Raw genomic sequence first — 13711 nt, forward strand, 5'->3', positions numbered from 1 at the left:
ACTTATTAAATCAAGCTTACTTGCGGGATGCAATCATAGATTTTCCTGTCATTTCCGCAGGCTGCGGAAGCTGCATCAAATCCAGAAGCGTCGGAGCTACGTCAGCCAGTATTCCATGCTCACGCAAAACGATATTTTCGTCAGTCAATATGAACGGAACCGGATTGGTCGTGTGAGCTGTGAACGGGCGTCCCTGCTCGTCAACTTCCATATCCGCGTTACCATGGTCGGCAATGATGATAACAGTGCCACCTTTGGCTTTAACCGCATCTACAACACGTCCAACACATTCATCCGTCGTCTCTACCGCCTTGATCGTTGGCTCCAACATGCCGGAGTGTCCAACCATATCCGGATTGGCAAAGTTCAGGATAATCGCATCATGCTTATCGGCTTCGATTTCCTTAACAGCAGCATCCGCAACCTCGTAAGCGCTCATTTCAGGCTGCAAATCATATGTAGCCACTTTAGGCGAGTTAATCAAAACACGAGTTTCGCCAGGCAGTTCTACATCACGACCACCACTGAAAAAGAAGGTAACGTGCGGATATTTTTCGGTCTCGGCAATACGCAATTGCTTTTTGTTGTTCTGCACCAAAACTTCGCCGAATGTGTTATCCAGGTTTTTCGGTTCGTAGGCTACGAAGCCTTCAACCGTTTCACTGAACAATGTCAGGCAAACAAAGTGCAAATCTTTAGGTAATTTCGGCCCGCGATCAAAGCCACGGAAATCCTTGTTCGTAAATACCTGAGACAATTGAATCGCACGGTCAGGACGGAAATTTAGGAAGATTACTGAGTCATTGCTTTCGACCAGCCCTACAGGGCTTCCGTCAGCCTTCACAATAACCGTCGGCTCCACAAATTCATCGAACACCGATTTTTCATACGATTCTTTCAACGCTTCCATTGGATCTGTATATTGAGGACCTTCGCCGTACACGATTGCACGGTAAGATTTCTCTACACGCTCCCAACGTTTGTCGCGGTCCATGGCATAATAGCGTCCTTGTACAGTCGCGATTTTACCAATACCCACTTCCTGAATTTTGGCGATCAGCTGCTGCATGAAGTCCACGCCGCTGTCAGACATAACATCGCGTCCATCCATAAATGCATGAATGTATACTTCTGTTAAACCTTCTTTTTTCGCCAGATCCAGCATAGCAAACAGATGGCTAATATGGCTATGCACACCACCATCAGACAAAAGTCCGTACAGATGAAGCTTCGTGTTGTTCTTTTTGGCATGCTGTACTGCTTTAAGTAAAGTTTCATTCTGGAAGAACTCGCCTTCGCGAATGGACTTCGAAATGCGGGTCAAACTCTGATATACAATCCGGCCTGCGCCGATGTTCAGATGACCGACTTCGGAGTTACCCATTTGCCCTTCCGGCAGACCTACCGCTTCACCAGACGCTGTAAGCGTTGAATGAGGGTATTGTCTTAAGTATTGGTCGTAGTTCGGCTTGTTCGCCTGTGCAACCGCATTGCCTTCCACAGTTTCGCGCAGTCCGAATCCATCCATAATAATTAAGGCTACCGGTTTTGGTACTGTCATCTTACTTCGCCCCCTCAACAAGCGCGATGTAAGACGCTGGTTGAAGACTAGCGCCACCTACAAGTGCGCCGTCGATGTCGCTTTGGCCCAGATATTCAGCCACATTTTCAGGTTTCACGCTGCCACCATACTGAATCCGTACAGCATTTGCAGTATTTTCATCGTACAGTTCTTTCAACAAACTACGGATATAGGAAATAACTTCATTCGCATCCTGCGAAGTGGAGGATTTACCTGTTCCAATTGCCCAAATTGGCTCATAAGCAACAACCACTTGTGCAGCCTGATCTTTAGCCAAACCAGCAAAAGCCGCTACAGTTTGCACTTTTACAACCTCTTTGGTTTGACCGGCTTCACGGTCTTCCAGCTTTTCGCCTACACATACGATCGGAGTCAGGTCGTGGCGGAATGCCGCATGAACCTTTTTGTTCACCGTTTCGTCTGTTTCGTTAAAATATTCACGACGCTCGGAGTGTCCGATCACAACGTAATCTACGCCCAGATCTTTCAGCATCCCGCCGCTGATTTCACCTGTAAATGCGCCGTCTTCTGCAAAGTGCAGGTTTTGTGCGCCGATTTTGATAGATGTACCTTTTACTGCTTCAACCAGAGCAGGAAGATTCGTAAATGGTGCGCAAATCACGCTTTCCACCCCTGCAACCTCTGCTTTGCCTTTGATCTCTTCGATGAAAGTTTTAGCTTCTGGTACGGTTTTAAACATCTTCCAGTTACCCGCGATAATCGGTGTTCTCAATGGTTTCAACTCCTAACTATTAGGTGCCCTAAAGCATTTATTATACGCAGTACGTTTGATTACTTATCGTTGAGTGCAACAACACCCGGAAGTGCTTTGCCTTCCATAAATTCCAAGGATGCGCCGCCGCCAGTAGAGATATGATCCATTTTGTCAGCCAAGTGGAATTTCTCGGCCGCAGCCGCAGAATCACCGCCACCAATGATGGTGTATGCTTCTGTTGTTGCACAAGCTTCCGCTACTTCACGCGTACCGCCAGCAAAAGGCTCCATTTCAAATACACCCATTGGTCCATTCCAAACAACCAATTTGGAGTTTTTGATAACATCTGCATAGATTTTACGTGTTTCCGGTCCGATATCCACGCCTTCCCAATCTGCAGGAATACCATCGATGTCCACAATGTTCGTGTTCGCTGTAGCGCTGAAATCGTCAGAAATAACGATATCTACCGGAAGGTAGAAGTTTTTGCCGAGCTTCTTCGCTTTTTCGATAAATCCAAGTGCTACATCCAGTTTGGATTCATCCAGTAGGGATTGGCCCACTTCATGACCTTGAGCTTTAAAAAATGTATAAGCCAAACCGCCGCCAATGATTACGTTATCTGCAATGTTCAGCAGGTTGTCAATCACGTCGATTTTGTCTTTTACTTTGGAGCCGCCGATAATGGCTGTAAAAGGACGATCCGGGTTTGAAAGAGCTTTACCGATTACAGACAATTCTTTCTCCATCAGCAAGCCGGAAACAGCCGGAAGAAGATGCGCGATACCTTCTGTAGAAGCATGAGCACGGTGCGCTGCACCAAATGCATCATTCACGAAAATGTCAGCCAGCTCAGCAAATTGCTTTGCCAGTTCAGGATCATTTTTCTCTTCTCCTGGATAGAAACGTACATTTTCAAGCAACAGCACATCGCCGTTTTGCAGTTCAGCCACTTTCGCTTTAACAGCCTCACCAACTGCATCATCCACTTTAACAACAGGCTTTTTGAGCAGTTCAGACAAACGCACGCCAGCAGGAGTCAGACGCATAGATTCAACAACCTGACCTTTTGGACGTCCAAAGTGACTCGCCAAAATAACTTTTGCACCTTTTTCAATCAGGTAGTTAATCGTTGGCAAGGTTTCACGAATACGCTTGTCATCCGTAATTTTACCGTCCTCAACCGGAACGTTAAAATCTACACGAACAAACACCCGTTTTCCATTCAGTTCTATATCACGTACGCTCTTTTTGTTCATCTCCATATTCCTCCGCACCCTTTTAATTTTACGAAACAGGAATTTAAGGCACATTTTGATATATAAAGAGCGGAAACAATAACCTGTTTCCGCTCTATGATGTTGCGCGATAAGACTGTTCTTATTTAGCCAATTTAGCGAAGTATTCCAACGTACGGATCAATTGTGCAGTGTAGGACATTTCATTGTCATACCAAGCTACAGTTTTCACCAGTTGTTTGTCGCCAACAGTCAGGACTTTAGTTTGAGTTGCATCAAACAAAGAACCGAAAGTGATACCTTTGATGTCGGAAGAAACGATCTCGTCTTCAGTGTAGCCGTAAGTTTCAGGATCGGAAGCTTCTTTCATCGCAGCGTTGATTTCTTCAACAGTTACGTTTTTCTCCAGAACAGTTACCAGCTCAGTCAGGGAGCCAGTTGCTACTGGTACACGTTGAGCCGCGCCATCCAGTTTACCTTTCAGTTCAGGAATTACCAGACCGATGGCTTTAGCAGCACCAGTTGTGTTAGGAATGATGTTTTCAGCTGCAGCGCGAGCACGACGGAAGTCGCCTTTAGCATGTGGAGCATCCAACGTGTTTTGGTCGCCAGTGTAAGCATGAATTGTAGTCATCAGGCCTTCAACGATACCAAATTTGTCTTGCAAAGTTTTAGCCATAGGAGCCAAGCAGTTTGTTGTGCAAGAAGCACCGGAGATTACAGTTTCAGTACCGTCCAGAATTTCATGGTTTACGTTGTAAACGACAGTTTTCATGTCGCCAGTAGCTGGAGCGGAGATGACAACTTTTTTAGCGCCGCCTTTCAAATGTTTCTCAGCAGCTTCTTTAGTTGTGAAGAAACCTGTACATTCCAGAACGATATCTACACCCAGGTCTCCCCAAGGCAGTTCTTCAGGGTTGCGGTTAGCCAAAACCTTAACTTCTTTACCGTTAACTTTGAAGAAGCCATCGTGTACTTCTACTTCTCCTTGGAAAGTACCTTGTGTTGTATCATATTTCAACAGATGTGCCAGCATTTTGGAATCTGTCAAATCATTGATTGCTACTACTTCAATACCTTCCACGTTTTGAATCCGGCGGAAAGCAAGGCGTCCAATACGTCCGAAACCGTTAATACCAACTTTAACTGTCATGAGTGAGTTCCTCCCAAAGTTCGTTTAGTTTATATATTCAAGACAGACCCGAAAGCCCGTCAAGACAACACAATTCATAAATCCGTTCAACCATTCAAATAATAGCTTACAATTTCAGCAGCAGCGCCTTCGTCGGTGACAAGAATATCTTCCTGCCCGAAACGCAGCACTGCATGAATAGCAGCCGCCTTGCTCTTACCTCCAGCTACGCCTAGAACCGTCTCGGTACGCCTGATATCCTCCAAACGGAGTCCAAGCGTCAGCATTCTGTGAACAACGACGCCGTCTTCGTTAAAATAATAGCCAAACGATTCGGCAACCGCGCCCTCACTGCTAATCTGGGCAAAGGTTTCAGGGTCGAGCTTGCGTCTACGTGCCATTGCTATAGCGTTGCCTATCCCGTGAATGATGATCCGACTCTCGCGAATCAGGCTTAAAATATCCTGAATATTCGTATCTTCAAGCAGGGAGTTGTAAGCATGATTGCTGAGCAAATCCGGTACATGGAGCAGACGGTATTGTGAGCCAACCTTACGAGCCATGGTGGAAGCAATTGTGTTCGCCTGCATTTCCATGCTTTCTCCCAAACCCCCACGTGCTGGTACGAACCATCCGCCCTTAAGTGGGCCATTAGCAGGTAGTGTCAGTTGGTCCGCCACGTCGGCAATCGTCGTGCCACCTGTTACGGCGACCACATCCTCGTCGTCCATAACACTCAGCAGCGCTTTTGCCCCAGCACGGCCCAGCTCCTGCTTCGTTAAAGGAGAAGCATCCGAATCCCCTGGAACGACAACCACCTTCCTCAAGCCATAGGCTAGACGAATCTGATCCTCCAATTGGGACAGACCGAACAAGTTGTTCGCAATCGGCTCCAGCTGTTCCAGCAGATCCAGTCCTGCTTTGCTCACCTTCATGCCCACACTCTCAATCTCAATCAGCCCTTGGGCTTTAAGAAGATCGGTTTCGGCGCGCAACACGCGCTCGGTCATGTTCAGTGAAGCCGCCAGCGTTCTGCGTCCAATAACATCGGACAGCATAATCTGATGCAGGATTGTGTACCTTTTTTTCAAAATATCCATGAGGTCGGGCAGAAGCTGCTTCTGTATTTCTAATATCTTTCGCATGCTTTCCACTCCCGCACACTTCTAAGTTCTTTCCCTTAAATGCTATATCACTAACTGGTCTTAAAACGTCCCGGGTTAACTTTTTAAGTCCCACGTATATCTTACCCAATATTTGCTCCACATGCAAGTCTATCTGAACCTATATTTCTCAACTTTTTATGTGAATATGCGCACGTAATAAAAGCTTGCAATTCAATGCCGTATATCATATAATCATCTTTGTTTCCAATTAGCTGTGCGCCCGTGGTCCAACGGATATGACGTAGGCCTCCGGAGCCTGAGATCGAGGTTCGATTCCTCGCGGGCGCGCCATTTTATATGAATGTTTAAATGCTTCTATATACTGTTTTAACCAATAAGAGCGCAGAGGGCTCTTTTTTTTGACTAATAGTTTGACTTTCTTTGACTTTTTGTTTGAAATTGTTTATCATGTGGTTAATACGGTAACAGTTTATAAATAGGGACGTGTAATCGGCATGTCCACCAAATCCATTAACGATATTAAAGGGAGGTTTTTTGACGTGAGCTATGTTCCTATGGTAGTAGAACAAAGTAACCGCGGCGAACGCGCCTATGACATTTATTCCAGACTGTTGAAGGATCGCATTATTTTGTTGGGCTCGGACGTCAATGACGCTGTAGCCAACTCTATTATTGCGCAAATGCTGTTTTTGGCTGCCGAAGATCCTGAAAAAGACATTCACTTGTATGTTAACAGCCCTGGCGGTTCCATTACAGCCGGTATGGCCATATTCGATACAATGCAATACATTAAACCTGACGTGTCTACGATTTGTGTAGGTATGGCGGCTTCCATGGGTGCTTTCTTGTTGAACGCCGGTGCCAAGGGCAAACGTTTTGCTTTGCCAAACAGTGAAATCATGATTCACCAACCATTGGGTGGTGCACAAGGTCAGGCAACGGATATCGAAATCCGCGCCCGCCGCATTCTGAAAATGCGTGACAAATTGAACCGCATTCTCGCAGATCGCACAGGCCAACCACTGGAGCGCATTGAAAAAGACACAGACCGTGATTATTTCATGTCCGCTGATGATGCCAAGGAATACGGTATTATTGATAAAGTGCTTACTAGCTCCTCTCCAGAAGGTGTGTAAGAGAACGACTTATGGCCTCTGAATAGCTAGTAACGAAAAAAGCTGCCCTGGATGTTCGCATCCGATAGGCAGCTTTTTTCGTTTACTATTCTTTTGTGTACAGATATTCCAACTATTATCCATTTGTACTATGGATTCTGTTTCACGAAAGGCTTACCACCTTGAGGTAACAGTTGGCTAAACGTGTAGGTGAACTCAGGAATACCATACGCATATGGTGTATATTCGTATAGATCAAAAACAAGCGTCAACCCACTATTGGTTACATAAAAATTCGGATTAGCTGCAAGCTCCTTAAATCCGCCGAAACCTCCTGCGTCAGCCTGAAGTGCATCCATTTTTTTCTTCAGGTCACTATTGAGGAACTTTTTATAATTTGGGCTAGCTTTCAGCACGTCAGGCAATTGAAGCTGTTTGCCATCGGACAGCGAGAACGTATACCCTTTACGGGCGGCCATGCCATGCGCACCACCTGTATACGAATAATCCTGCATAATTACACTTAAAATACCACCCTTGTTATAGGCAATTGCAAAATCATTGCCAAACTCATACGGCCTTTGCGCTGTAGCGCCTCCCTCAGCCACTTGCTTTTTGCCTGCCGCCAGCATTTCTTCCGCATGTTTTTTAAGCACACCGTTAATCGCCTGCTGAGCTTCGGCATTCAACTGGCTATTACTGATTTGCGGATAGTTGACCTTGTAGTTCACCTTAGAGTCACTCGAAGCCGGAAGAGATTGGGACATAATCGTGATCGGATTCAGCTGGCTTTTGCTTAACACCACTGTTTTCTGAGCTGCATTCCACTGAGCATCAATACCCAGATAGTCTTTCAGCAGACTCATAGGAATGTACAGCTTCCCGGCGATCTGTTTGGCGCTCATGTTGCGTGTGCTTATTCCATTGACATTGACATAGGAACCATCGGAGGAAGGGGACATGATGTAAAGAATATTGTAACCGCTGCCTACAGTATATGTCGCTGTTTTGGTATCATAGCTTACCGGAATTCCTAGGCTGTCGCGCAGCGCTGCTACGGGAATCAATGTGCTTCCGTTCACCTGAATTCCATTGGTGGCCAACGTTTTACCATTCCATTGGATAGAAACACCTGGTGGCTGTGCTGTAGCCTGTTGTTTGGATGAAGCAGCCTCGATATAGGAAACGGGAACAACTGCGACTCCTGCTAAAATTCCCGCTGCTAGCAGTGCAGAGCCCCATTTTTTCGTATACTTATTCATATTAAAATATTCCTCCTGTTATAGATGTGTGTAACCTAAGTGTGTTGATTACTTTACTTATTATATCTATACCCCTATGTTCGTAGTTTACAATCTGTACACTCCCCGATTTCAATCTGTACATCTAGTAGGCGCCAGCCGTTACAGACTCATGACAAAATAGTTTCGGCATATAAAAAAAGCCAGCAAGCCATCCTGCAAATAAAAAGCAGGGCGCTTGTGGCTTCGTTATCATCTGTACGTTAGTTCAATTCGTATTGTGCCGACACTTGGACTTTCACAGTCACTTGACCAGACTGTATCTCTGTTCCACCACTTGTATCCATGAGTGCCTTACTCATAGCAGCCTCACGTTGTGTGAAGATTTGGGCATCTCCCCCCTCTACCGTTACATTCAAGAGATTTCCAAGCCCACGTTTGGTTGCCTTGGCTACAGCACTGGCTTTGGATTGAGCATTCCCCAACGCCTTGGCAATCGCTTCTTCTTCATAAGCTGAGGAATTTTCTACCGAAAAACGTACATTATCCACGTTGTTCGCTCCAGACAGTGTAGCCTCATCCAGTAACTGACCGATTTTATCCAAATTACGGTACTTGACGGAAAGCGTATGGTTGGCAATGTAGCCTTTGAGCTTCTGTCCCTGTTTTTCGTCATAGGTATAGTTAGGCTGCACGTAGAACTGGCTCGTCTGAATGTCGTCTGCACTGATGTTCCACTTTTCTTTCAGTAATTGTGTGACCTTACTTATTTTAACGGCGTTGGCTTTTTGGGCAGCGGCTGCTGTATTTCCTTCAGATTGTACGCCGATGGATAAATAGGCAATATCGGGTTTAACCAATACTTCCCCGCTGCCACTCACATTAATTACACTGCTTACCGTCGTAGATGTTGACGCGGCATAGGCACGATCTGTTCCTGTCCATAATCCTCCCGCTACTACTCCTGCCAATAATGCTCCTGCCAGAACTGCTGTATTTGCAGCTTTTGTCCAATGCTTCATCATATTCGCCCTCTTTTCTTGATGATGTGTGTACCTTCCAGACGGAAACTAAGGGAAAAGGTTGCAGTTAGGCACCACATTTTCGAAACAGAGTACCATCACAGAATGTAAATTTCTTTTATCTTGGGCTAAACACAGCGCCGATATTCAAAGAGACCACATTGTAGCAGCCCAACAGGGGATTGCCCACTCTGTTTTTTCGGGTACAAAAAAAGCCCCCAAAGGGGCTTTTCACTAAGAGCATTTACCATATCACAAAGCAAATGTTTGTTTATTGATTTTCCAGCTCTACTTTACTAACCAGATTTACTAAAGCGTTTACAGCCTGCTCGGCGTCCGCACCTTCAGCACTAATGTTAATTTCAGTTCCTGTACTGATGGCAAGGCTCATAATACCCATAATACTCTTGGCATTAACCTTTTTGTCTTCTTTTTCCACAAAAATCTCAGATGAATATTTATTTGCTTCCTGTACGAACAACGCAGCAGGTCTGGCGTGCAGTCCTGTTTTCAAGCGTACAACTACTGGATGTTTTGACATGTCAGCTTTCCCCCTCATCAAATAAATCTGGACACTACTTACTCCATTTTATTTATCACATTATAACATTAACCCGGGACAGACACTAGAAAAAAAACTAAAAAATCCGGGGCTGAAGCCCCACAGACACTCCTTTTAAGGAATCAGGCCGTTTTCTCCCCTGATTTTGTCAGCCATCTCGTCAATTTTACGAAGCCGATGGTTGACACCCGATTTACTCACGACCCCTTTGAGCATTTCCCCGACTTCTTTCAAATTTAAGTCAGGATGAGCCAGACGTATTTCCGCCACTTCACGCAGCTTATCTGGCAGCGTATCCAGACCGACTTCCCTCTCCAGCAACTTTATATTCTCAATTTGCCGGACAGCAGCTCCAATCGTCTTGTTCAGATTAGCCGTTTCGCAATTAACAATCCGGTTTACGGAATTGCGCATATCACGCATAATGCGGACATCCTCAAATTTGAACAAAGCCTGATGCGCCCCAATGATGCTGAGTAGCTCAATGATCTTTTCGCCTTCCTTGATGTAGAGAATAAAGCCTTTTTTTCGCTCAATGCAGCGGGCATTCAGATGAAACTCATTCGCCAGATCGACCAGTGCCTGGCAATGCTCCTCATACATCGAGGAAATCTCCAGATGATAAGACGATCCCTCTGGATTGTTCACAGACCCACCTGCCATAAAAGCGCCACGCAAATAAGCCCGCTTACAACAGTTTTTCCGAATGATATCCCGATTAATCCCGTCCGTGAACAAGAACCCTTCTGATACAATGTAAAGATCCTTCAACAGCTCTTGTACACCGCTTGGAATGCGGACAATGTACACGTTATTTTTTTTCAGACGCATTTTTTTCCGTACAAGCAGCTCGATATGAACTTGAAAATGCTTTTTGATCAAGGAGTAAATCCGCCTTGCAATCGCGGCATTTTCTGTGGATACATCCAATATCACCCTTTTATTGGACAGCTGGACGGACCCGAGCATACGTATGAGTGCAGATAATTCTGCTTTTTCACAGCAGGGCTGGCTCTCGATCATCGTAAGCTCTTTTTTTGTTTGTGCCGCAAAGGACAAGGGACTCACCTCCTTCTTAATATCCAGTTTTGTACCAATTGGTAAATGTGCTGGCTCAGTTTGTCGGCATCGTGCCGTAAATAGGTGCGGAACAGAACAAGCGTATCTGCAACCACTTTATAGCCCCGGTCAGTCAGCTCTCCCATATCTACTTGAACTGGCTTGGCTCCCTGCTCGGCATACATTTCCTGTACTTGAGGCGGAATTTCTCCATTATTGACGATTACATAATCAAACAATTGATGCCCTACATGTTCATAAATAGCCTGCAAGTGGTCTCCCACGGTATATCCATCCGTTTCGCCCGGCTGAGTCATAACGTTGCAGACGAATATTTTGATGGCGTCAGATTTCACTACAGCCTCTGCAAGCTTCGGTACGAGCAGGTTGGGCAAAATGCTGGTGTACAGACTGCCAGGACCAATCAGGATCGCATCGGCTTCATTAATGGCCTCTACAGCCTCAGGCAACGGCTCCACGTGAGTCGGTTCAAGAAAAACACGTTTGATTCTGCCGCCCGCTTCCGGAATTTTGGATTCACCGGTAACCACCGTGCCATCCTCCATTTCGGCACTCAGCACAACGCCTTCTTCAGCCGCCGGCAGCACACGCCCCCGTACAGCAAATACACGGCTAAGCTCACGCACCGCCGTCACAAAATCTCCCGATATATCGGTCATCGCCGCTAAAATCAGGTTGCCCAGACTATGGCCTGCCAAGCCTGATCCTGCGCCGAAGCGGTATTTCAGCATATCGGACATCACCGGCTCTACATCAGCCAGTGCAGTCAGTACATTTCTAATATCCCCCGGAGGGGGCATTTGCAGCTCACTGCGCAATATCCCGGAGCTTCCGCCATCGTCAGCGACTGTAACAATAGCCGTAATATCCAGTGGCTTTTGTTTCAACCCCCGCAGCATGACGGACAAGCCGGTTCCGCCACCCATAACAACAATACGAGGGCGCTCCCGTTGTGATCCGGTCTCGCTCATATTTTCACCTCATTAATGCCGGTCACGTTCAGCATCCCGATGTGAAACAGAAACGGATTCTGTTTCACTGGCACCCAGCATTTTTCCTAAATATTCAGATATCGCGACAGAACGATGCTTACCACCGGTACAGCCGATACCAATAATGACCTGGCTCTTGCCTTCTTTGCGGTATTGCGGAATCAAAAAATGTAACATATCCAGCAGCTTGGTCAAAAATGCCTGAGTCTCAGGCCATTTCATAACATAATCATATACATCGCTATCCTGTCCGGTGTGTGGCCGCAATTGGTCCACATAGTGAGGATTGGGCAGGAAACGCACGTCGAATATAAGATCAGCATCAATGGGAATACCATATTTGAAACCGAACGAGGTAATGTTTACGGAAAGCATGCTGCTCTCCAGATGAGAAAATCGGGAAATAATCCGCGCCTTTAAGGTTGCAGGCTTCATCACACTTGTATCAATGACTTGTGTTGCTGAGCTTTTCAGCTCTTCCAACATTTTGCGCTCCAGCCGTATTCCGTCCAAAGGCATACCATCCGGAGCAAGCGGGTGGCGGCGACGGCTTTCCTTGTATCGCTGTACGAGAACACCGTCATTGGCATTCAGGAACAAAATCTCACAATGAATCGTAAAATGATCCTTAATATAGTTCAATGATTCCGATAAAGCCGTAAAAAATTCTCGTCCACGCAAGTCAATCACCAACGCCACTTTGCCTATCTTACCGTTGGACTGCTCAATTAGTTCAGCAAACTTGGGAATCAGCACAGGCGGTAAATTATCAACGCAGAAGAAACCCAAATCTTCCAAGCTTTGCACTGCAATGGTCTTCCCTGCGCCTGACATTCCCGTAATAATAATGAGTGTTGCCCACGGCGCAGCGTTTTTTAGGTTGTCTGTCATATGGACTTCCCTCTCCTTTTTGCTTCAACACACTCTATGTCAGTAACCTATGGATCAGTATCGTAGCAGCAAACCCGCTGCTCCTACGATACCTGCGTCATTGCCAAGCGCTGCCGGAACAATAGATACCGCTTGCTGGAGTGGCTCAGGTGTCAATTTGGCATATACCAGACGCATCTCCTCGAACAAGAAATCACCTGCTTTGGAAACACCACCGCCTACAATAAACAGCTCCGGGTTTAGCACGGCGGCAACCGCTGCCATAGATTTACCCAAATAAAAGGCAGCCCGCTTCACAATACGCAATGCAACCTCATCCCCGGCCTTGGCTGCATCAAATACTTCCTTGGCTGCGATTTGATCTACCAACGCCAGGGAAGTTCGATCTCCACGTTCTACAGCGTCATGTGCCATTCGGATAATTCCCGTTGCGGAAGATACGGTTTCCAGACAGCCCATTTTGCCGCAGCCGCACTGAATGGCCTCCAAATCCGGTACGACGCTAATGTGGCCAATTTCTCCGGCCATACCTGAGAAGCCCTGATATATTTTACCATTAATAATAATACCACCACCTACACCCGTACCGAGGGTATAGCATACGCAGTTTTCTATGCCTTTGCCCGCCCCAGCCCAAGCTTCACCAAGTGCAGCGACGTTAGCATCGTTATCTATTTTTACAGGCTTGCCGATCCGTTCCTCCAACAGTGCACGAATCGGTACGTCACGAAAGCCAATATTGGGAGCGAGGACTATAATGCCTTCGCGAACATTCGTAAAACCGGCAACGCCCGCTCCGACACCCTTCAGTTGATCCCATTCATAGGGAGATTGCTCAACAATGTGCCGCACATATTTTTCGATATTGCTGATCACAACGTCTACGCCCTTAGCTGTTTCCGTTGGTCCTTCGTATGTGTGCAAAAGCTGTCCGTCTTCATTACAAATGCCCACCTTGATTGCTGTACCGCCCAAATCGACACCCACATAGATACTTTCAGACATGTTCCAAGC

The 13711-nt window shown here is 46.3% G+C and carries 13 protein-coding genes and 1 tRNA gene; 2 read left to right on the forward strand and 12 right to left on the reverse strand.

Annotated elements, in window-relative coordinates:
- Positions 1-16: 16 nt before the first annotated feature.
- The 5 genes from gpmI to ACIFO6_RS08350 form a co-directional block, all read right to left on the reverse strand.
- On the reverse strand, positions 17-1561 hold the full coding sequence (gene gpmI / locus ACIFO6_RS08330; protein WP_430039905.1) for a 2,3-bisphosphoglycerate-independent phosphoglycerate mutase: 1545 nt from the start codon (positions 1559-1561) through the stop codon (positions 17-19).
- 1 nt (position 1562) lies between these two features.
- Entirely contained in the window at positions 1563-2315 is a 753-nt protein-coding gene (tpiA, locus tag ACIFO6_RS08335) for a triose-phosphate isomerase (protein WP_430039907.1), read from the reverse strand.
- Between the two features lie 59 nt (positions 2316-2374).
- Positions 2375-3556, reverse strand: a complete 1182-nt coding sequence (locus tag ACIFO6_RS08340; RefSeq protein WP_430039909.1) for a phosphoglycerate kinase — start codon at positions 3554-3556, stop codon at positions 2375-2377.
- Between the two features lie 121 nt (positions 3557-3677).
- Positions 3678-4688 (reverse strand): type I glyceraldehyde-3-phosphate dehydrogenase, encoded by a 1011-nt coding sequence (gap, locus tag ACIFO6_RS08345; RefSeq protein ID WP_014279176.1) that lies wholly within the window; start codon positions 4686-4688, stop codon positions 3678-3680.
- A gap of 86 nt (positions 4689-4774) precedes the next feature.
- Positions 4775-5812, reverse strand: coding sequence for a sugar-binding transcriptional regulator (locus ACIFO6_RS08350; RefSeq protein ID WP_430039911.1), 1038 nt, complete (start codon positions 5810-5812; stop codon positions 4775-4777).
- 237 nt (positions 5813-6049) lie between these two features.
- Between ACIFO6_RS08350 and ACIFO6_RS08355 the strand changes: the two genes are divergently transcribed.
- Positions 6050-6124, forward strand: a tRNA-Arg gene (locus tag ACIFO6_RS08355).
- A 209-nt stretch (positions 6125-6333) separates the two neighbouring features.
- The gene (clpP, locus tag ACIFO6_RS08360; RefSeq protein ID WP_430039913.1) at positions 6334-6930 is read left to right on the forward strand and encodes an ATP-dependent Clp endopeptidase proteolytic subunit ClpP; all 597 of its coding nucleotides are present in this window, start codon (positions 6334-6336) and stop codon (positions 6928-6930) included.
- A gap of 128 nt (positions 6931-7058) precedes the next feature.
- Here clpP and ACIFO6_RS08365 read toward each other — a convergent pair whose 3' ends face one another.
- The 7 genes from ACIFO6_RS08365 to ACIFO6_RS08395 all read right to left on the reverse strand — a co-directional run bounded on the left by ACIFO6_RS08365 (position 7059) and on the right by ACIFO6_RS08395 (position 13702).
- A complete protein-coding gene (locus ACIFO6_RS08365) occupies positions 7059-8171 on the reverse strand; it encodes a PdaC/SigV domain-containing protein (protein ID WP_430039915.1) in 1113 nt (370 codons plus the stop codon).
- 242 nt (positions 8172-8413) lie between these two features.
- Positions 8414-9172, reverse strand: coding sequence for an SIMPL domain-containing protein (locus ACIFO6_RS08370; protein WP_430039957.1), 759 nt, complete (start codon positions 9170-9172; stop codon positions 8414-8416).
- Positions 9173-9443: 271 nt separating this feature from the next.
- On the reverse strand, positions 9444-9713 hold the full coding sequence (locus ACIFO6_RS08375; RefSeq protein ID WP_430039917.1) for an HPr family phosphocarrier protein: 270 nt from the start codon (positions 9711-9713) through the stop codon (positions 9444-9446).
- A gap of 135 nt (positions 9714-9848) precedes the next feature.
- A complete protein-coding gene (gene whiA / locus ACIFO6_RS08380; RefSeq protein ID WP_014279171.1) occupies positions 9849-10793 on the reverse strand; it encodes a DNA-binding protein WhiA in 945 nt (314 codons plus the stop codon).
- A gap of 5 nt (positions 10794-10798) precedes the next feature.
- Positions 10799-11785, reverse strand: coding sequence for a gluconeogenesis factor YvcK family protein (locus ACIFO6_RS08385; protein WP_430039919.1), 987 nt, complete (start codon positions 11783-11785; stop codon positions 10799-10801).
- A gap of 12 nt (positions 11786-11797) precedes the next feature.
- Complete coding sequence (gene rapZ / locus ACIFO6_RS08390) at positions 11798-12697, reverse strand: RNase adapter RapZ (RefSeq protein WP_430039921.1); 900 nt, start codon at positions 12695-12697, stop codon at positions 11798-11800.
- Between the two features lie 54 nt (positions 12698-12751).
- Positions 12752-13702 (reverse strand): ROK family glucokinase, encoded by a 951-nt coding sequence (locus tag ACIFO6_RS08395; RefSeq protein ID WP_430039923.1) that lies wholly within the window; start codon positions 13700-13702, stop codon positions 12752-12754.
- Positions 13703-13711: the final 9 nt, after the last annotated feature.

The sequence above is a fragment of the Paenibacillus sp. NRS-1781 genome, from assembly GCF_050467745.1.
GTDB classification, from domain to species: Bacteria; Bacillota; Bacilli; order Paenibacillales; family Paenibacillaceae; genus Paenibacillus; species Paenibacillus terrae_A.